This is a genomic window from Aminobacter anthyllidis (assembly GCF_018555685.1).
Lineage (GTDB): Bacteria > Pseudomonadota > Alphaproteobacteria > Rhizobiales > Rhizobiaceae > Aminobacter > Aminobacter anthyllidis.
In genome coordinates, this window is sequence record NZ_JAFLWW010000002.1 from 874,975 (window position 1) to 891,696 (window position 16,722).

A 16,722-nucleotide genomic window follows, 5' to 3' on the forward strand; every position below is an offset into this window, starting at 1 on the left:
CTGTCTCATGAACTGGACTGACGAGCGGGTCGAACTTCTCAGGAAATTGTGGTCGGAAGGTCTGAGCGCGAGCCAGATCGCGGCGCAATTGGGCGGTGTGAGCCGCAATGCCGTCATCGGCAAGGTTCACCGCCTGAAGCTGTCGAGCCGCGGCCGCGCAACGGCTGCTCCGGCACGCCAAAAGAAGACGACGCAAGCAACGACCGCGACCAAATCGGTGCAGCGCACCGTGACCGCGACGCGTACCGTGACCGCCAGCATCGGCGCCACGGCGCTGCAGGCGCAGTTCGAGGTCGAGCCGGTTGCCCGCCATTACATTCGCCCGGTCGAAAATGTCGTGGTGCCGATCTCGCGCCGCCTGCAGCTTGTCCAGCTCAGCGAGCGTACCTGCAAGTGGCCGAACGGCGATCCGCTGAGCGAAGAGTTCAGCTTCTGCGGCAACGAAGCCGGCGAGAGCGGCCCTTACTGCGGCTACCACTCGAAGATCGCCTTCCAGCCGGCCTCGGAGCGTCGCCGCTCGCGCTGAGCGAATAGCGAATAGCGAATAGCGAATAGCGAATAGCGAATAGCGAATAGTACAATTTTGAAGAGCCTCGGATCGTCAAGCGTTCCGGGGCTTTTTCTTTCGCTACTCGCTATTCGCTATTCGCTCTTTTCACAGCCACCCGTTCTTCCTGAAGCGCCAGTACAAGATCGAGCAGATCGTCACGATGGCGACAAGGACTGTGGGATAGCCGTATTCGAAATGCAGCTCCGGCATGTCGTTGAAGTTCATGCCGTAAATGCCGGCAAGTGCGGTCGGCACCGCCAGGATCGCCGCCCATGAGGCCAGCTTCTTGGCGATCGCGGTTTCCTGGCTCTGCCCGACCAGAAGGCTTGCCTCGAAGGCGAAGGCCAGCACCTCGCGCAGATTGTCGACCTTTTCCAGCACCGTGCGGATGTGGTCGGTGACATCGCGAAACAGCGGGTGCATCGCCGGGCGCAGTTGCGGCAGGTCGGCACTGGTCAGGCGGCGGCAGACCTCGACAAGCGGGCCGGCGGCATTGCGCAGGCGCAGCAGATCACGGCGCAGCATGTAGAGCCGCTCGATATCCTTTGCCGTCATCGGCCGCGCCAGCACGCCGTCCTCGATGAGGTCGACCTCTTCTTCGATCTGCTCGAGCACCGGCATGTAGTTATCGACGATGAAATCCAGGATCGCGTAGAGGATGAAGTCCTCGCCCTTGGCCAGCGCCGAGGGACAGGATTCCCAATGCTGGCGGACGGCCGCGTAGGACGTCGAGACACCATGGCGGACGCTGACGATGTAGCCCTTGCCGACGAACATATGCGTCTCGCCGAAATTGACCCGGCCCTGCACCAGTTGCGCCGTGCGCGCGACGATGAACAGGGCATCGCCATATTGCTCGATCTTGGGGCGCTGATGGGGATGCTCGGCGTCTTCAATGGCGAGGTCATGCAGATTGAACTGCCGCTGCACCCTGAGCAGCAGCTCTCGATCCGGCTCCAACAGGCCGATCCACACGACGTGGCCTTCCTTGGTCGCCCAGATTCCGGCTTCCTCGATGGGGATATCGGCAATGCGGCGTCCGCCGAAATAGACGCTAGACGCGACGACGCCGCCTTCCAGCTCGGGGTCCTTGTCGAACTTCCTGGCAAGTTCGGTCATGCTGCACCCCTGCGAGGCCCGCCAATCGGAGACTATTCTAAACCTTCACCACCCGTCACAGAAGAGCCTGCTGGCGCGCGACTCAGCCGGGCTTTCCCCCGCTTTCCAGCGTGACGCGGTGGCTCTTGTCTTCCTTGGGACGCTCGGGTGGCATCTGCTCGCCGGTCACGATGTAGTAGATCGTCTCGGCGATGTTGGTGGCGTGGTCGCCGATGCGCTCGATGTTCTTGGCCACGAACAGCAGGTGCGTGCACGGCGTGATGTTGCGCGGATCTTCCATCATGTAGGTCAACAGCTCGCGGAAGAGCGAGGTGTACATGGCGTCGATCTGCTCGTCGCGATCGCGCACGAAGCCGATGCGCTCGACCGAGCGCGAGGCATAGACATCGAGAACTTCCTTGAGCTGCGTCAGCGCAAGCTCCGCCAGCGCCTCCAGGCCGCGGAACAGGCTGTTGGGCTGCCGGCCCTCGGCCACCGCCGAGACGCGCTTGGCAATGTTCTTGCCGAGGTCGCCGACACGTTCGAGATCGGCCGAAATGCGGATCGCGCCGATGATCTCGCGCAGGTCGGTCGCCATCGGCTGGCGCCGGGCGATGATCAGGATCGCCTTGTCGTCGATCTCGCGCTGGGCCTCGTCGAGCACGACGTCGTCCTGGATCACTCTCTGGCCAAGTGCCGGATCGGCATTGACCAGGGCGGCGATCGCCTGGTCGACCATGCGCTCGGCCTGGCCGCCCATCGCGGCGATCTTCCGCGCCAGGAACTTCAGCTCGTCGTCGTAGGCACTGACTATGTGTTGTGACTGCATGGCCGAATTTTCTTTCGTCGCTTCCCGTCCGGGAATCGTGATCCTGAATCTAGCGCTTTACGCTAGCCGCATGACGGAAAAAAGAAACCGTGGGGGCATTTAGCGAAATCCGCGTCTGCAGGGCCGCGATGATACAATTTTGCCGGCTTCGGCGCGATCACCGCATGCGATGGGCCAGTCGGTAGCTGTAGACGCTGCCGACAACCAATGGCACCAGGAACGCTGCCAGCAGTGCGACGATCAGCCAGGTCGGTTGCCGCACCAGCATGGCGCAGATAACCAGCATCATGCCGCCGGCAACGAACAGCAAGCCGGTCAGCCGCTGCGTCGCCCGCCACAGGGCGGGATCGTTCATGATCCATGGCAGGCGCACCCCGGCGATGGCATTGGGCTGCGTCTTTGGCATGACATTGCCCAGCAGTATCAGCATGACGCCGAGGCAAAGCGTGATGACGCGCACCATCTGGTCGGGGTAGCCGAGGCCGATCAGCACGATCGAGCTCTGGATCGCCAGCATCAGCCCGGTCATGACGGGTATGACCGTCGCAAAGGCATGCTTGCTCGACGCCATCTGCTCCGGCCCGGCGCGGTTGCCGATGACGGCGAGCAGCGCCGACAGCACGACAACCGCCACCGGCGCCAGCAGTAATGCTGTGTTGCGCGGCCAGAATGCGTCGGCCTCGCCGCTCGGCCCCCAATGGATCGGCAACGGCATCCCAGCCGGCACCAGCAGGTAGCCGGCAAGAGTGACCACAACGAGTGCCGCCGCAAGCGCAAGGTTGATGCGCGAAAACAAGGCCTGGTTCATGTTTCCGGGTCCTTCAGGCTGAGAAGCCCGGCGAGGGCCTCTTCGAGGATCGATGTGTTGAGGTGGTAGATCAGGCTCGTGCCGCGCCGTTCGACAGCGACCAGCTCGGCTTCCCTGAGCTTGTTGAAATGCACCGACAGCGTTGGCTTGGTCAGGTCGAAATGCCCGGCGAGCTCGCCGGCACTCAGCGGCCCATTCTTGAGCAGCGCCAGGATCTTGCGCCGGACCGGATGTGAAAGTGCCTCGAAGACCGCGTTGATGCCCATCTGGCTGCCGCTGATTGTGTCAACAACATTAATTAGAAATTCTTCTAATTAGAGTCAACACGAATTATCAAGGCGCATTGCGGCAACCGCCCGCTCGTATCAAGCGGTCGATGCGGCCTGCACCAGGCGAGCTTGCTTGCCGTTAGGGGACAGGGAAATGCACGGTGAAGGCGGCGCCCTCGCCCAGCTTCGAGCGGATCGACAGCCTTGCGCCGTGCCGCGTCAGTATATGCTTGACGATCGACAGGCCAAGGCCCGTACCCTTCTGGGCGCGGCTGGTTTCGACATCGACGCGATAGAACCGCTCGGTGACGCGCGGGATATGCTCTTCCGGAATGCCCGGGCCGAAATCGCGGACCGTCACTTCAATCTCCGGCTCGCCACCTTCGCTCGTCCGCCGCATCGTCACCTGCACGCGTCCACCTGACTGGCCGTACTTGCAGGCATTTTCGAGCAGGTTCTGGAACACCTGGAACAGCTCGTCGCGGTCGCCGTGAACTTCGAACGGCCCGTCGCCGAAGTCACGCTCGACAACCACGCCGGTCTCGCCGGCCAGCGGGCCAAGCGAGGCAATGACGGCTTCCACGGTCTGGCGCAGGTCGACGCGGACGCCGGGCTTGAGATAGGGCTTCATCTCCAGCCGCGACAGCGACAGGAGATCGTCAATCAGGCGGGCCATGCGTCCGGTCTGGTTCTGCATGATCTGCAGGAACTGGTCGCGCGCATTTGGGTCGTTGCGTGCGGGACCACGCAGCGTCTCGACAAAACCGGCGATGGAGGCCAGCGGCGTGCGCAATTCATGGCTGGCATTGGCGATGAAGTCGGCACGCATGCGGTCGATGCGGCGCGCCTCGCTCTGGTCCTTGAACGCCAGCACGAACAGCCCGGTGCCACGCCCGACCGCTGATGCGGTGACACGGTAGACACGCTCGAACGGAACGCGCTCGACATAGTCGGTCGCCTGCCCGTTGCCCTCGCCCGCCAGTACAGCCTCGATCAGCGCCTGCATCTCGGGGGCACGGAACTTCAGCAGCAGCGGCAATTCGGGCCTGATCGCGCCGAAGGCGGTTTCCGCTGCGGCGTTGGCATGCACCACCGTGCCGTCGCGGTCGAAGATGATGAGCGGATCGGCAACGGCCGCCGCCAGCTTTTCGCCCGACAGCCGGTCGAGCGGCAAGCGGTCGACCGCGCTGGCCTCGGCCAATCGTCGGGCTGCCGGCGTGCGCGGCGCAACAAGCGCAAAGAGCACCAGTGCTGCGATCGTCGCAACCGTGAAGGGCATGGAGACGCCGCCGAAGAAGCGAACGGCAAGGACAGCAAGGATAGCCGCAGCCAGCATCCATCGGTTCTGGTAAAGCCGGCCGACCCCGATCCGCGCCGTGCGCCTGGCCTTCGTCTGCGTGGTGGTCTCTGCCATACGAACGTTTCCGATGCGCCTGCAAGAAGCCTCTGGACCGCTCCCATGCCACCCAATAGCATGACTTGCCGAGCTGGAAAGGTGCCGAGGTCATGAAAAAAGACAAGGAAAGCAAGAAGGACAACGCCGCCAGCGCCGCGGTTAAGGTCGATGCGCCGCCCGTCGCCGGCCCGGTCGAGATCAAGATCGGCAAGGACGAGCGCAGCTTCGACATCAACGACCCCATCCTGCCTGACTGGGTCGACAAGAAGGCGCTGACGTCGGGCAACTATCCCTATGACGACAAGCTGCCGCAGAAGGAATACGGACAGACGATCGAACAGCTGCAGATCGAGCTGGTCAAGCTGCAGGCCTGGTTGCAGGCCGCCGGCAAGCGCGTGCTTGTCCTGTTCGAGGGCCGCGACGCCGCCGGCAAGGGCGGCACCATCGCTGCGGTGCGCGAATACATGAACCCGCGTACGGCGCGCAACGTTGCGCTGACCAAGCCGACCGAAACCGAGCGCGGCCAATGGTATTTCCAGCGCTATGTCGCGCAGTTCCCGACCTCGGGCGAGTTCGTCACCTTCGACCGCTCCTGGTACAACCGCGCCGGCGTCGAGCCTGTCATGGGCTTTTGCACGCCCGAGCAGCACCGCCAGTTCCTCGACGAAACCCCGAACTTCGAGAAGATGGTCGTCAACGAGGGCATCCACTTCTTCAAGTTCTGGCTCGACATCAGCCAGGAGATGCAGCTAAAGCGCTTCCATGACCGGCGCCACAGCCTGCTCAAAAGCTGGAAGTTCTCGCCGATGGACATCGCCGGCATCAGCAAATGGGACGACTACACCAAGGCGCTCAACCTGATGGTCGAAAAGACCCACACCCCGCACGCGCCGTGGATCGTCGTCCAGGCCAACGACAAGCGACGCAGCCGCATCGCGGTCATCCGCCATATCCTGCGGGCGCTAGCCTATGACGGGCGCGATCTTGACGCTGTCGGCAGGCCCGATGGCAAGATCATCGCCGAGGGCCTGAAATTCCTGAAGGACTAGGGCGGCGTGCGTCCGTATGGACTCTAACTCTTTATATCTGTGCATCGTCGTTTCCGAAAATCGATTCCGATTTTCGGGCCGATGCGCTAAGCGCTCCGCGCCTTGCGATGCGGCGTCTTCGCCCAGTGGTGCGGACGCCGCACCAGCTCAATCACAGCGCGCCATGCCGCAAAGGACAGCATTGTCCAATACACTGGCGTGAACAGGCACAGCTTCCAGAAGCCACGTCGCTCCTTGGGTTCAAGCACCAGCCAGCCCAGAAACAGGAAGCAGAAATACCCAAGGATCACGCTTGCAATGTCGAGCGCGACAAGCCGCGTCTGCCAGATGCCCCATGGCTGATCTAGGGCGATCTGCACCGACAGGGCGATCAATGTCATCGCCAGAACCAGATGCATCAATGAGGAAAACACCATCCCCACAAACAATATCTGCGTTACGATAAACGAAACCGGCCCCAGCTGCCGAGCCAGCGCGCGCGGATGGCGCATGTGCACCAGCCATGTCACCATCCAGCCCTTGAGCCAGCGGACACGCTGGTTGTGCCATTCCCGCATGGTCTCCGGTGCGTCTTCCCGCGTTGGCAAGGTCAGCGTCTCGCAACGGTAGCCGCTGCGTGCCAGCCGCAATCCGATGTCTGCATCCTCGGTAACGTTGAACGGATCCCATCCTCCCGTCGCCTCCAGCACATCGCGGCGGAAATGATTGGATGTGCCACCCAGAGGCAGCAAGATTCGGTTGTTGGCGAGCCATGGCAAAAGGCCACGGAAGAGGGCCGCGTATTCGAAACCGAACATATTGGCGATCAGGCTCGTGCGGCGGTTGGCAATCTCCAGCGGCGCCTGGAGGCAGGCAAGGTCGTTGCCGGACCGATGGAAGCGCTGCCATGCTTCAGCCAGTTGCATGGGGTCGGGTCGGTCTTCGGCGTCGTAAAGCACGACCAGTTCACCGCGAGTCAGCGGCAAGGCATAGGCGAGCGCCTTGGGTTTGGTCCTTGGCAATGACGGCGGCACCAAAATGAGCTCGACATAGGGGCGCAAGTTGTGGGCGGCGATGGCAGCGATCGTGCTGGCATCGTCCTGTTCACAGACAAGCTTGATTTCAAGCTTGCTACGCGGCCACTGCAGCCGGCCCAATGCGACGAGCAACTGCGGCACGACTTCGGCTTCGTCGTAGAGCGCGACGAGGACCGTATAAACCGGCAATTCCGATGACATCGGCAGCGAGATCTTCACCCGCCTTGCCTTGGGCAATGCTGCCGCTGCAATCGCGCGCAAGGCAGAACAGGCGATGAAGAAGCTGACGAGCAACAGATGCATAGCAGTCAGGATGAGCAGCGGTATGGTGATCAGCGCGACCGGCAGAAATCCACTCAGAACACCCAGAGAAAATGCCTGCCATGGCCAAATGATATCCCGAGCCGAACAATCCGATCTGGTATCGGCGAGATGATCTCGCGCTCGCCGCGTCAGGATCTGACGCGAGCGTGCCAGCAGAGCTGAGCGCAACACCGACGGAGCCGTCACCTTGACGCCGGCGCGCATCTCCGGCCTGCTTCGCAAGCTATGCGCCAGCGCCTTCCAGCCGCCCTCGTGCGGCGCCACGACCTTGGCAAGGCGGCACCATCCGTCCCTGATTTCCGCAAACATGACACGATGGTTGGCGTCAAGCTGCTCCAGACAGGCCTCGTCATCGATCAGCAAATGCTCCGGCTCGATCACGGCGATGTAATCGAGACCAACCCCTCGCGCCATCGCGGCAAAATAGGCGGTTTCCGCCACCTTTCCTGATGCCAAGAGTTCCGTCTGGAAGGTGGTTCCCTGGAAAAACGCCTCCGCAGCTAACACGGCGCGATCAGGGTTCGACACTCCGAGTTCATCCAGCACCCGGTGAATTGCCGGGAAGTCCGTCAACAGATCAGTTGCGGCCAGCCCATTCTCACTGGCTTCTTCGAGGAAGGGCTGTGCAGGGCGCAGCTCCGGCGCAGAAAAAATGGGGCGGATGGTCGCGTGACTGGAGTCAACCGCAACCATCACGCACCCACGGCCTGCGAGCCGTAAATTTGGATACTACGACAGTAATCGAACCAAGCCACGCCAGCTGCATCAAGCAGCCCGCACGCATAGGCGCGTCCTCCCCAAGGCGACCGGTCCAGTTCCATTGCAACACCCCCATGCTGCAATTCCCCGAGCGCGATTATGCATATTAGCCCCTTTGAGGCCATGCCCCGAATGGGTGAGACGCCGACTAATTAATGTAAATTGTTGTTTCTGCTGTGGGGGTTGCGTCCCTTGTCGTGTGTTGCTGCACAATCGCTTTGCCTAAGCGCAATGACGACGTTAAAGCTTCTGCCTGACATCACCATAACGCGCGTCCATGCCGGCTGCGCGGCAACCGAGGCCCGGAGCAGCCATGAACCCCGCACCGCTGATGCTTGCGATCGTCATGTCGCTCGCAGCACTGCCCGGCCCGGCCCGATCGGCCGAACCGCAGGTGCCGGTGCTGTGGGACAGCAAGGAACGGCTGCCCAAGCCGGACCTGTCGACGCTGCCGCGCCTGCGCTTCCTGACGACGACCGATTTCCCGCCGTTCAATTTCATCGACAAGTCCGGCCGGCTGTCGGGCTTCCATGTCGACCTCGCCCGCGCCATCTGCGCCGAACTGGGCATCGCCGAGCAGTGCCAGATCCAGGCCCTGCCATGGGACGAACTCGGCGGCGCGCTGAACGCGGGCGAAGGCGAGGCGCTCATCGCGGGCGTGCCGGCGACGGCCGAAACACGCGAAAAGTACGCCTTCTCGCGGCCCTATCTCCAGTTCCCGGCGCGCTTCATCATGAAGAAGGCGCAAGCCGTCACCGAACCGCTCGTCGACAAGCTCCGCGACAAGCGCGTCGGCGTCCTTGCCGGCTCGGCGCATGAGCGGGTGCTGCGCGACTATTTCGGCGATCTGAAGGTCGTGACCTACGCCAAGCCGGACTGGCTCAACGCCGACCTCAAGGACGGCAAGCTCGATGCCGTCTTCGGCGACGGCATGCGCTTGTCGTTCTGGCTGAGCGGCACCGACGCCGCCGGCTGCTGCCGCTTCGCCGGTGGACCCTACCTTGCACCTGAATATCTTGGCACCGGGCTTGCGATCGCGACCAAGCCGGACAATGCTGCCCTTGCCGCTGCCTTCGACTACGCGCTGCACGAAATCTCGGCCAAGGGTACCTTCGCCGAGCTCTATCTCCGCTACTTCCCGGTCAGCTTCTTCTGATCGAAGCCGACCACCCTCACGTCAGCGTGCGGTGCCGCGCCTTGGTTGCGCGTTCGATCGCCGCAATGGTCAGCGCATCGACGCTCAGATGCTTGCGCAGAAGCTGCAGCACGCGCACCTCCTCCATCCGCATCTCCAGATCGACGGACGCCACCTCGAAGGCGGCCGCATAGGCCGTCTCGTGCAGGCGCTCGGGGATCACCCGTCTTGCCGTATCGAGGATATCGTCAAGGCCGTTGTCGGCATGTAGCAGCAACTGGCAGTCCTGCGCGACCGCGATCAGACGCTTGTCATCGAAATCCATGAAGATCGGCCACGTCTTGACCACCTCGCCGATCCGCGCCAGCTCGACATCGGTCATGTCGCGGTCGGAAGCTGATGTGATGACCATCAGGTAGATCAGCGCCTCGTGGGCGGTCGGCAAGGGCATGGAGTTCTCCAAAGCGTTGAATGCCGCCCGAACTTAGGAACGCTGCCCCGCCACTGCAACGAAAAATGGCCGGAATCGTTGACGCCCGCGACCTGCGCGCATAGAGCATGCCCTCTTCGGCGGAAGTTCCGTCCAACGAAAAGGGCTCTCGACATGACGAGATCAAACATCATCGATCTCAACCCCGAACTCCTCGCGGCAGCGGCTGAAAGCAAAGCCTGGCCGTTCGAGGAGGCCAAAAAGATTGTCGAGCGCTACAAAGGCAAGGAATATCCCGACACCGTCCTGTTCGAGACCGGCTACGGCCCGTCCGGCCTGCCGCATATCGGCACCTTCGGCGAAGTGGCGCGCACCACCATGGTGCGCCACGCCTTCCGCGTGCTGACCGAAGACAAGGTCAAGACGAGGCTGCTGTGCTTCTCCGACGACATGGACGGCATGCGCAAGATCCCCGACAACGTGCCGGATCGCGCCTTCCTCGAGCCGCACTTGCACAAGCCGCTGACGGCAGTGCCCAATCCCTTCGGCGGCGACTATGCCAGCTTCGGCGACCACAACAACGCGATGCTCTGCCGCTTCCTCGATACCTTCGGCTTCGACTACGATTTCGCCAGCGCCACCGAGTACTACAAGGCAGGCAAGTTCGACGCGATGCTGCTGCGCGCCGCCGAGCGCTACGACCAGATCATGGCGGTGATGCTGCCGACGCTGGGCGAGGAGCGCCAGGCGACCTACAGCCCGTTCCTGCCGATCTCGCCGAAGAGCGGCCGCGTGCTCTACGTGCCGATGAAGCATGTCGACGCCAAGGCCGGCACCATCACCTTCGACGACGAGGGCACCGAAACCACGCTTGAGGTCACCGGCGGCAGGGTCAAGCTGCAGTGGAAGCCGGATTTCGGCATGCGCTGGGCAGCGCTCGGCGTCGATTTCGAAATGTTCGGCAAGGACCACCAGACCAATGCGGTCATCTACGACCGCATCTGCAACATCCTGGGCGGCCATGCGCCGGAGCATTTCGTCTACGAACTGTTCCTCGACGAGAACGGCCAGAAGATCTCCAAGTCGAAAGGCAACGGCCTCACCATCGACGAATGGCTGACCTATGCGCCGACAGAGAGCCTTGGCCTCTACATGTTCCAGCGCCCGCGTCAGGCCAAGAAGCTCTATTTCGACGTCATCCCGCGCGCCGTGGACGAGTACTACACCTTCCTCTCCGCCTATCCGCGCCAGGAATGGAAAGAGCGGCTGGGCAACCCGGTCTGGCACATGCATGACGGCAACCCGCCCGTCGTCGACATGCCGGTGCCGTTCTCGATGCTGCTCAACCTCGTCAGCGCCTCCAACGCGCATGACAAGGCGGTGCTGTGGGGCTTCATCTCGCGCCACGCGCCGGGCGTGACGCCCGAGACGCATCCCGAGCTCGACAAGCTGACCGGCTATGCCGTCCGCTACTTCGACGACTTCGTGAAGCCGACCAAGACGTTTCGCGCTGCCGACGAGGTCGAACGCGAAGCGCTGGCGACACTCGAAAAGACGCTCGGCGCCCTGCCGGCAGGCGCCGATGGCGAAGCGATCCAGAACGCCTCGCTCAACGTCGCGCGCCAGATCGAGCGCTACCAGGATCATACCAAGAAGAGCCCCGAAGGCGGCCCCGGCGTCTCGGGCGCCTTCTTCCAGATGATCTACCAGGTACTGATCGGCCAGGAACGCGGTCCGCGCTTCGGTTCGTTCGCCGCACTCTACGGCATCGCCGAAACCCGGGCGCTGATCACCAAGGCGCTCGAAGGCAAGCTTGCGGCCTGAGGTGACATTTGCCGGCGCGACCGCGGCTTTCTGCTTCGCGCCGGCCCAGGAAGCTGATTTCGAGCGCCTGTTCGAGATCAGGCTGCTTGCGATGCGGCCAGGCCTGGAGCGCATTGGCCGCTTCGATCCCGAGCGGGCGCGCACCCGCTTTCGCAACACGTTCCGCCCTCAACATACGCGCTTGGTCCTCAACCCGGCCGGACAGCTGATCGGCTGCGTTGCCTTGGGCCCGCATGACGGCTCGCTCCTGCTCGAGCATTTCTATCTCGTGCCGGAAGTGCAGGGCCAAGGTGTCGGCAGCGCCGTGTTGCTGTGCCTGATGAGCGAGGCCGATGCGTCAGCCAAAGCGGTCCGCGTCGACGTGCTGCGCGACAGCGACGCCAAGCGCTTCTACGAACGCCATGGCTTTGTCGAAACCCATCGCGACGAATTCGACATTTATTTGGAGCGGCTGCCCGAGTGCGCCTGAGCTATTGCGCCGGCGCTTCAACCGCCGGCTCGGATGGCGGCGGCTCGACCGCGGGCAGGCTGGTGCTGCTCGGCGTAAGCGTCATTTCGATGCGCGTGGGCACCGGCCCATAGATGCCTTTCTTGTCGGCCTCGGCCTTCCGGCCCGCCTCGGCATAGGGGCCGCCGGCTTCGGCCTTTGCCCAGCCATTGGCGGCCAGCCATTCGCCGATATCCTGCTTGCCGATGCGGCAGCGGGCGGCGATGACGCCGCGCTCGGCATCTGGCGGCACGTCGCAGACCACGGCCCGGGAACGCAGGAAGGCGCGGAACGCCGTCCGGGCGCGCGTGCCGCAGTTCCATTCCTTGCCCTCGTAAGTGCAGCTTTCACCCGCATCCACCGGGGTCACGCCCGATATCGCGACGCTGAAACCCTTGGCCTCGATCAGCCCGGCGGCCGATGCCACGGGCTGGAACAGCGTGGTGCCGTCCCAGTCGTCGGGCATCTTGGGCTTGGGCGGCAGCGCGAGGCTGAGTTCGCTCAACGGCGGTCGCGGCGCCTCGCGCACGAGATCGCCTTGCTCGAGCGGCAGCGGCACGATTTCCTCGGGCGCGACCGGACGCGAAGCCGCCTCGGCATCTGGCGTCTCCGGCTCGACCGACGACGTGCTGCCTTCCTCGGGCGGCGGCACTTCCGGGATGTCGTTCTCATCGATGACATCGATGGCTGGCGCTTCGATCGCAGCGAGCCTCTGCCCGCCCATGGTGACGAGCAAGGCCGCGATGCCGAACCCGGCGGCGGCGACGGCTATGGCTGCCGGACGCACCTTACTGGCTCGCCCAGACGATGCGCGCCACCCATTCGACTTCATGGGGCTGGAAACGCCTGATCGGATGCTCGGGGTTGAGTGACACCAGCTCGATGATGGCTTGCGTCTGGCGCTCCAGCACCTTGGCCATCACCTCGCCCGAGATCGTCTTGACGACCACGCGGTCGCCCTTGCGTACTATGGCGCCGGGCTCGACGATCAGAACGTCGCCGTTGCGGTAGAGCGGCAGCATCGAGTCGCCCTGCACCTCGAGCGCATAGGAGCTCTCGGTGGCCCGCGCCGGAAGCTCGATCAGGTCCCAGCCCTGCCCGGCAGGAAAGCCGGCATCGTCAAAGAAGCCGCCCGCGCCTGCCTGCGCGAAACCGAGCAACGGCACCCCGGCTGCCCGTTCCCGCACCTTGGCTTTGCTGGGTGTCCTTACCGGTTCGACAAACCCCAGGAACTCCTCGAGCGAAGAGTTGGTGGCCTCGATGATCTTGGCAAGCGATTCCGTCGAGGGCCAGCGCGGCCGCCCGTCGACAGACTGGCGCTTGGATTTGTTGAACGCCGTCGAGTCGAGCCCGGCCTTCTTGGCGAGGCCCGATGCCGAAAGCGAATAGCGCTCGGCGAGAGCGTCGATCGCGGCCCAGACACGGTCATGCGAGAGCATGGCGCTCCCCTTCGGACAGGAAAAAATACCTTTCGGCATTTAACCACGACTGTCGCCATTGTCCACCGCCAATGCGGACGGACATCACGCCGACGCCGGTGCGCCACGCAGTAATGAACGTGCAAGCTGATGAAAAAATCAGCCCGCCAGCGCGGCCATCGCCGCCGGCAGGCCCTTCCTCAAATCCTCGGCATTCATGACGGGGATCATGTCGACATTGGCGTTGAAGCCAAAGAAGAAGCGTTCGGCGACCATCGGCATGTCGGACGAATGGGCCACGTCGACGAAGATGAATGCGGTGCGCCGCCCACCTTCGGCGGTGAAATAGGCCGCCTCCGGCTTGAGGTCGGCCATCGCGCGTTCGATAGCCCTGGGCAGCGAACCGTCCTTTATCGCCCGGTTGCCATCTTCGGTGGGGATTGAAACCTTCAGCATCATGCGCATGGCGAACACTCCTCCCAATGCACAGTCGTTCAGGTCTCTTTATTTTAGCACTTCCTAATTCTCGCCAGAAGCGGCATCAGTCCTTCGACTTCGCCAGCATGCGCAGGCCCTTGTGCGAGGCGATGAAGATGTTCTCCTCCTCGCTGGCACCACGCGGGGTGATGTCGGCGCCGAGTTCGCGCACCAGATCGTCGATCTGCACGAAGCGGCGGTTGGCCCGGTCGTAGACGCCGGCGCTGGTCATGATCAGGGCCGCCGTCTCGCCATTTTCGAGCACGAAGCGATGCTTGCCGATCACTTCGGAGCCGCTCCAGGTCTCGATAGAGGAAACCACCTCGAAGCGCTTCCACAGCCTGATCTCGCGCACGAACACAGTCTGCAACCCGCCCAGCATCGGCGCCCAGCCACGTTTGCGGGCAAGCTCGATCAGGCCCGAGCGCATGAAGATGTCGATGCGGCCGACATCGGCCAGCATCATGTAGCGCGCATTGTTGAGGTGCATGTTGAAGTCGATGTCGGTCGGCAGGCAGCGGAACGACAGCCGGCCTTCATCGCCAAAACGGTAAGGGCCGCGACGAGATTTCGTCGCGGCCATGCGTGCCAGTCTTGCCCAGACGTACATGCTGCGTCAGGCCGCCTTCTTTTCCTCTGCCTTCGCGTAAGGATCGAAGCGCTGGTAGAAGGTCTCGCCCTTCTCGGCCATGTCGAGCAGCAGCTTGGGTGCCTTGAACTCCGCGCCGTATTTCTTCTGCAGCTCCTTGGCGATCTTGACGAACTTCTTGGCGCCGATGCCGTCGATGTAGGACAGCGCACCGCCGGTATAGGGCGCGAAGCCGAAGGCCAGGATCGAGCCGACATCCGCCTCGCGCGGGTCGGTGACGATGCCCTCTTCCATCACCCGCGCCGCTTCAAGTGCAATGACCGACAGCAGGCGCTGCTTGAGCTCCTCGACGTCGACCTTTTCCGGAGCAAGCTGCGGATAGAGGTCCTTCAGGCCCGGCCACAGCTTCTTCTTCGCCGGCTTGGCCGGGTAGTCATAGAAGCCCTTGGTGTTCTTGCGGCCGAGGCGACCATGGGTGTCGACCATGGTGTTGATCAGCGCCATCTGGCGCGGGTCGACGGCCTTGTCGCCGAGATCCCTGATGGTCTGCTTCATGATCTTCTGGGCGAGGTCGACAGCCGTCTCGTCGGTCAGCGCCAGCGGGCCGACCGGCATGCCGGCAGCCTTGGCGGCGTTCTCGATCATTGCCGCCGGCACGCCTTCGATCAACATCTTGAAGGCTTCCGACATGTAGCGCAGCACGCAGCGGTTGACGTAGAAGCCGCGCGTGTCGTTGACGACGATCGGCGTCTTCTTGATGGTGCGGACGAAGTCCATCGCCACCGCCAGCGCCTTGTCGCCCGTCTTCTTGCCCATGATGATCTCGACCAGCATCATCTTGTCGACCGGCGAGAAGAAGTGGATGCCGATGAAGTTCTTCGGGCGGGCCGAGTTCTTGGCGAGCGAGGTGATCGGGATCGTCGAGGTGTTCGAGGCAAACACCGCCGACGACTTGATCACGGCCTCCGCCTTCTCGGTCGTGACCTTCTTGACTTCCGAATCCTCGAACACCGCCTCGACCACGAGGTCGCAGCCGGCGAGGTCGGCATAGTCGGCGCTCGGCGTGATCAGCGACAACAGCCTGTCGCGATCCTCGGCCTTGGCGCGGCCCTTCTTGACCTGCTCCGAGATCAGGCTGTCGGAATGCGCCTTGCCCTTGTCGGCAGATTCCTGGTCGCGGTCGACCAGCACCACCGGGATGCCGGCCTTGGCCGTGACATAGGCAATGCCCGCGCCCATGAAGCCGGCACCGATGATGCCGATCTTCTTGAACTTGGTATCGGCGATGCCCTCGGGACGGCGCGCGCCCTTGTTCAGCTCTTGCAGCGACACGAACAGCGAGCGGATCATCGCCGCCGCTTCCCTGGTCTGCATGATCTCGGTGAAGTAGCGCTGCTCGATACGCAGGCCGGTGTCGAACGGCACCAGCAGGCCCTCGTAGACCGACTTCAGGATCGCGGTCGCGGCCGGATAATTGCCATAGGTCTCGCGGCGCAGGATGGCGATTGCCGGCGGCCAGAGATTTGCGCCCGCTGCCGAATAGACCGGACCGCCGGGCAGCTTGAAGCCCTTCTCGTCCCAGGGCTGGACCGGCTTCAGGCCGTTCTTGATCATCGCCTTGGCGGCTTCGACCAGCTTCTTGGGCTCGGCGATCTCGTGGATCAGGCCCATGCTCTTGGCCTTCTGCGGCGACAGCGTCTGGCCCGACGTCAGCATCTGCAGCGCCTGCTGCGTGTCGGTCAGCCTGGGCACGCGCTGGGTGCCGCCGGCGCCCGGGAAGATGCCGACCTTGACTTCCGGCAGGGCCATCTTGACCTTGTCGGAGTCAGCCGCGACGCGGCCGTGGCAGGCAAGCGACAATTCAAATGCGCCACCCATGCAGGTGCCGTTGATCGCCGAGACCCATGGCTTGCCAGAGGTCTCGAGCTTGCGCCACAGGCCGCCCATGCGGCCGGCATTGTCGAACAAAAGCTTGGCCGCCTTCTCGGGATCCTTCGCCTTCTCCTTGGCGAAGACCTTGAGCATCTTCTGCAGCATCGTCAGGTCGGCGCCGCCGGAGAATGTCTCCTTGCCCGAGGTGATGACAGCGCCCTTGATGCCGGCATCCGCCACAACCTGGTCGATGATCTTGTCGAGTTCGTTCATCACCTCTTCGGTGAAGACGTTCATCGAGCGGTCGGGCATGTTCCAGGTGACGAGCGCGATGCCATCGGCATCGGTTTCGACCGTGAAGTTTGTGTAGGTCATGTCTGTCTCCTTCCGGC

The 16,722-nt window shown here is 63.2% G+C and carries 17 protein-coding genes; 5 read left to right on the forward strand and 12 right to left on the reverse strand.

The genetic code is table 11. The annotated features are described in order from the left end of the window. The first annotated feature begins 7 nt into the window (after positions 1-7). Positions 8-526, forward strand: a complete 519-nt coding sequence (locus J1C56_RS09435; protein WP_214388179.1) for a GcrA family cell cycle regulator — start codon at positions 8-10, stop codon at positions 524-526. 129 nt (positions 527-655) lie between these two features. Here J1C56_RS09435 and J1C56_RS09440 read toward each other — a convergent pair whose 3' ends face one another. The 5 genes from J1C56_RS09440 to J1C56_RS09460 form a co-directional block, all read right to left on the reverse strand. Continuing rightward, positions 656-1,669 (reverse strand): magnesium and cobalt transport protein CorA, encoded by a 1,014-nt coding sequence (locus tag J1C56_RS09440; protein WP_214388181.1) that lies wholly within the window; start codon positions 1,667-1,669, stop codon positions 656-658. An 82-nt stretch (positions 1,670-1,751) separates the two neighbouring features. Further along, the gene (phoU, locus tag J1C56_RS09445; protein ID WP_214388183.1) at positions 1,752-2,477 is read right to left on the reverse strand and encodes a phosphate signaling complex protein PhoU; all 726 of its coding nucleotides are present in this window, start codon (positions 2,475-2,477) and stop codon (positions 1,752-1,754) included. A gap of 157 nt (positions 2,478-2,634) precedes the next feature. Beyond that, positions 2,635-3,285: an SdpI family protein gene (locus tag J1C56_RS09450; RefSeq protein WP_214388185.1), complete on the reverse strand. Its 651-nt coding sequence runs from the start codon at positions 3,283-3,285 to the stop codon at positions 2,635-2,637. After that, on the reverse strand, positions 3,282-3,551 hold the full coding sequence (locus J1C56_RS09455) for an autorepressor SdpR family transcription factor (RefSeq protein ID WP_214388187.1): 270 nt from the start codon (positions 3,549-3,551) through the stop codon (positions 3,282-3,284). Before J1C56_RS09455 ends, J1C56_RS09450 begins: the two co-directional genes overlap by 4 nt. A gap of 142 nt (positions 3,552-3,693) precedes the next feature. Beyond that, positions 3,694-4,968 (reverse strand): ATP-binding protein, encoded by a 1,275-nt coding sequence (locus J1C56_RS09460; protein ID WP_214388189.1) that lies wholly within the window; start codon positions 4,966-4,968, stop codon positions 3,694-3,696. Positions 4,969-5,060: 92 nt separating this feature from the next. Here J1C56_RS09460 and ppk2 point away from each other — a divergent pair, with 92 nt between their 5' ends. Continuing rightward, complete coding sequence (gene ppk2, locus J1C56_RS09465; RefSeq protein ID WP_214388191.1) at positions 5,061-5,999, forward strand: polyphosphate kinase 2; 939 nt, start codon at positions 5,061-5,063, stop codon at positions 5,997-5,999. Positions 6,000-6,085: 86 nt separating this feature from the next. On the opposite strand, the gene J1C56_RS09470 is transcribed toward ppk2, so the two are convergent. After that, positions 6,086-8,032, reverse strand: coding sequence for a glycosyltransferase family 2 protein (locus J1C56_RS09470; protein ID WP_214388193.1), 1,947 nt, complete (start codon positions 8,030-8,032; stop codon positions 6,086-6,088). Between the two features lie 379 nt (positions 8,033-8,411). Here J1C56_RS09470 and J1C56_RS09475 point away from each other — a divergent pair, with 379 nt between their 5' ends. Then, positions 8,412-9,254 carry a transporter substrate-binding domain-containing protein gene (locus J1C56_RS09475; protein ID WP_246591231.1) on the forward strand — a complete coding sequence of 281 codons (843 nt, stop codon included), beginning with the start codon at positions 8,412-8,414 and terminating at the stop codon, positions 9,252-9,254. 16 nt (positions 9,255-9,270) lie between these two features. On the opposite strand, the gene J1C56_RS09480 is transcribed toward J1C56_RS09475, so the two are convergent. Continuing rightward, positions 9,271-9,684 (reverse strand): tellurite resistance TerB family protein, encoded by a 414-nt coding sequence (locus J1C56_RS09480; protein ID WP_214388195.1) that lies wholly within the window; start codon positions 9,682-9,684, stop codon positions 9,271-9,273. A gap of 153 nt (positions 9,685-9,837) precedes the next feature. Between J1C56_RS09480 and J1C56_RS09485 the strand changes: the two genes are divergently transcribed. Together J1C56_RS09485 and J1C56_RS09490 are read left to right on the forward strand one after the other, a co-directional pair. Beyond that, positions 9,838-11,487: a lysine--tRNA ligase gene (locus J1C56_RS09485; protein WP_214388197.1), complete on the forward strand. Its 1,650-nt coding sequence runs from the start codon at positions 9,838-9,840 to the stop codon at positions 11,485-11,487. Next, positions 11,477-11,956 carry a GNAT family N-acetyltransferase gene (locus J1C56_RS09490; RefSeq protein ID WP_246591232.1) on the forward strand — a complete coding sequence of 160 codons (480 nt, stop codon included), beginning with the start codon at positions 11,477-11,479 and terminating at the stop codon, positions 11,954-11,956. The genes J1C56_RS09485 and J1C56_RS09490 overlap by 11 nt, the downstream gene beginning before the upstream one ends. A gap of 1 nt (position 11,957) precedes the next feature. Here the strand turns inward: J1C56_RS09490 and J1C56_RS09495 are convergent, their stop codons facing one another. From J1C56_RS09495 to J1C56_RS09515, 5 genes are all read right to left on the reverse strand, one after another. Next, on the reverse strand, positions 11,958-12,761 hold the full coding sequence (locus J1C56_RS09495) for a thermonuclease family protein (protein ID WP_214388199.1): 804 nt from the start codon (positions 12,759-12,761) through the stop codon (positions 11,958-11,960). Position 12,762: 1 nt separating this feature from the next. Continuing rightward, positions 12,763-13,413 carry a S24 family peptidase gene (locus J1C56_RS09500; protein ID WP_214388201.1) on the reverse strand — a complete coding sequence of 217 codons (651 nt, stop codon included), beginning with the start codon at positions 13,411-13,413 and terminating at the stop codon, positions 12,763-12,765. 138 nt (positions 13,414-13,551) lie between these two features. Continuing rightward, positions 13,552-13,857 carry a hypothetical protein gene (locus J1C56_RS09505; protein ID WP_214388203.1) on the reverse strand — a complete coding sequence of 102 codons (306 nt, stop codon included), beginning with the start codon at positions 13,855-13,857 and terminating at the stop codon, positions 13,552-13,554. A gap of 76 nt (positions 13,858-13,933) precedes the next feature. Further along, positions 13,934-14,479, reverse strand: coding sequence for a thioesterase family protein (locus tag J1C56_RS09510; protein ID WP_214388205.1), 546 nt, complete (start codon positions 14,477-14,479; stop codon positions 13,934-13,936). Positions 14,480-14,485: 6 nt separating this feature from the next. Beyond that, complete coding sequence (locus J1C56_RS09515; protein WP_214388207.1) at positions 14,486-16,705, reverse strand: 3-hydroxyacyl-CoA dehydrogenase NAD-binding domain-containing protein; 2,220 nt, start codon at positions 16,703-16,705, stop codon at positions 14,486-14,488. Positions 16,706-16,722: the final 17 nt, after the last annotated feature.

Excerpts from the sequence above, each read along its gene's own strand:
- J1C56_RS09450 (WP_214388185.1), bottom strand. The coding sequence starts at position 3,285 with ATGAACCAGGCCTTGTTTTCGCGCATCAACCTTGCGCTTGCGGCGGCA.
- J1C56_RS09485 (WP_214388197.1), top strand. The coding sequence starts at position 9,838 with ATGACGAGATCAAACATCATCGATCTCAACCCCGAACTCCTCGCGGCA.
- J1C56_RS09480 (WP_214388195.1), bottom strand. The coding sequence starts at position 9,684 with ATGCCCTTGCCGACCGCCCACGAGGCGCTGATCTACCTGATGGTCATC.
- J1C56_RS09435 (WP_214388179.1), top strand. The coding sequence starts at position 8 with ATGAACTGGACTGACGAGCGGGTCGAACTTCTCAGGAAATTGTGGTCG.
- phoU (WP_214388183.1), bottom strand. The coding sequence starts at position 2,477 with ATGCAGTCACAACACATAGTCAGTGCCTACGACGACGAGCTGAAGTTC.
- J1C56_RS09500 (WP_214388201.1), bottom strand. The coding sequence starts at position 13,413 with ATGCTCTCGCATGACCGTGTCTGGGCCGCGATCGACGCTCTCGCCGAG.
- J1C56_RS09515 (WP_214388207.1), bottom strand. The coding sequence starts at position 16,705 with ATGACCTACACAAACTTCACGGTCGAAACCGATGCCGATGGCATCGCG.
- J1C56_RS09510 (WP_214388205.1), bottom strand. The coding sequence starts at position 14,479 with ATGTACGTCTGGGCAAGACTGGCACGCATGGCCGCGACGAAATCTCGT.
- J1C56_RS09455 (WP_214388187.1), bottom strand. The coding sequence starts at position 3,551 with ATGGGCATCAACGCGGTCTTCGAGGCACTTTCACATCCGGTCCGGCGC.
- J1C56_RS09470 (WP_214388193.1), bottom strand. The coding sequence starts at position 8,032 with ATGGTTGCGGTTGACTCCAGTCACGCGACCATCCGCCCCATTTTTTCT.
- J1C56_RS09460 (WP_214388189.1), bottom strand. The coding sequence starts at position 4,968 with ATGGCAGAGACCACCACGCAGACGAAGGCCAGGCGCACGGCGCGGATC.
- J1C56_RS09475 (WP_246591231.1), top strand. The coding sequence starts at position 8,412 with ATGAACCCCGCACCGCTGATGCTTGCGATCGTCATGTCGCTCGCAGCA.
- J1C56_RS09440 (WP_214388181.1), bottom strand. The coding sequence starts at position 1,669 with ATGACCGAACTTGCCAGGAAGTTCGACAAGGACCCCGAGCTGGAAGGC.
- ppk2 (WP_214388191.1), top strand. The coding sequence starts at position 5,061 with ATGAAAAAAGACAAGGAAAGCAAGAAGGACAACGCCGCCAGCGCCGCG.
- J1C56_RS09505 (WP_214388203.1), bottom strand. The coding sequence starts at position 13,857 with ATGCGCATGATGCTGAAGGTTTCAATCCCCACCGAAGATGGCAACCGG.